This is a genomic window from Oleiphilus sp. HI0123, from assembly GCF_001635315.1.
The window spans coordinates 1-1657 of record NZ_LWGE01001907.1 but is presented as its reverse complement, the minus strand read 5'-3'; the positions used below and the strand labels follow the sequence as shown (position 1 = coordinate 1657).

The 1657-nt window shown below is 47.8% G+C and carries 1 protein-coding gene; it reads left to right on the top strand.

Annotated features, from left to right (window positions below):
• A partial coding sequence (locus tag A3761_RS25315) for an efflux RND transporter periplasmic adaptor subunit (protein ID WP_068751152.1) occupies nucleotides 1-1057 on the top strand: 1057 nt, incomplete at its 5' end.
• Nucleotides 1058-1657: the final 600 nt, after the last annotated feature.

The following is a 1657-nucleotide window of genomic DNA, read 5'->3' as shown; positions in this document are numbered from 1 at the left end:
GCTGATTGAAGCCGCCAAGGAGCGCCTGGCATCCCTGCAGGTGCCAAAATCAGAAATCAACCGCCTGAGGAAATCCGGCAAGGTGAGCCAGACCATCACCGTTACAGCGCCGCAATCGGGTGTGCTGGATAACCTCATGGCGCGCGAAGGCATGTTTGTAAAACCCGGCATGGAAATCATGGCCATCGGTCAGCTGGAACATATTTGGGTGATTGGTGAAGTCTTTGAGCGACAGGCTTCCCTGGTGCAGGTCGGCGATCAGGTCCAGATGCAGTTGGGTTATTCGCCAGGGCGAGAGTGGCAGGGCCAGGTTGATTATGTCTACCCGAGCCTTAACACCAAGACTCGCACCGCACAGATACGAGTACATTTTCACAATCCCGATGGTTATCTGAAGCCGGGCATGTTTGCGCAGATGCGCATTGAGACGGCACCGATGGACGATACTCTGTTGATTCCCCGTCAGGCGCTGATCCGTACCGGCAGTCAATCCCGTGTTGTGCTGGCCAAGGGCGAAGGCCGTTTTAAATCCGTTGCTGTACAGGTTGGGAATATCAACGATGAGCAGGCGGAAATCATATTGGGACTTGATGAGGGCGACCGCATTGTGACGTCAGCACAATTCCTGATTGATTCCGAGTCCAGCAAAACCTCGGACTTTCGGCGCATGAATCATGGTTCGGATGATAAGGCTGAGACTATGGCTCCCACATCGGTCTGGGTCGGCGCACGTCTTAAAAGCCTGATGCCCGAACACCGGATGTTGACGCTGGCGCATGATGCCATTGATGACTGGCAATGGCCGGCCATGACCATGAATTTTACCGCCGCAAAAAATGTAGACCTTCAAGGTTTACAGTCTGATATGACTCTTCACGTAGAAATTACAAGAGAGGGCGACAACAACTATGTGATCAGCCAGATCCATCGACCCGACACCGTTACGGATGACATGCCGATGGCCGATGGTGAGTCTTCTATTAGTCATGACGTTTTGGAAATGGATCACAACCAACATCAATCCATGACTCATGATGCAGCAGTACTTGAGCTTTGATTTATAACGATTTTTTTAGCCCCGAAGAGAAAAGCTACACCATAAGTTACACTTTACTATTAGATTGGATTAAACCTTATTGGATCATGTCTTTACACCAACCAATTATCTCGACAACCAAACCAATTATGGCTGCAACCAAATGAGGACTAAAAGTATCTATCACGGTGCTTGTACCCATATCAAATTTTTATCTCATGCGTTATGAGACTTTCAACCCGAAACCGGATCCAAGGCAACACCGTAAAAAGTCCCACACATGAATTTCACCTGAGATCAACACCCAGATATTGATGTTGCGAGGCCAATATTTGTTCTTTTAGGAAACTATTACTCAGAAGACGAAGAAAGGGCCTTATCAGCCCCCCTTTTATGTAATTAATTCTTCTAGATAGCCCCCACAGCTTGAATTCGCTAGACAGAGCTCATGCATTAAAAGAATGTCCTCTACGCCCCCATGACCGCCTCAGCATCAAATCTACTATCACCCGCCCCCGAAAGAACCAATAAAATTTAGTGAAATAGAAGGTCCAATTCTTGCTCAACAGCTCATTAAAGTAGCCATACAACAATAATAGCTCGGAAATGTTTATGAAACGC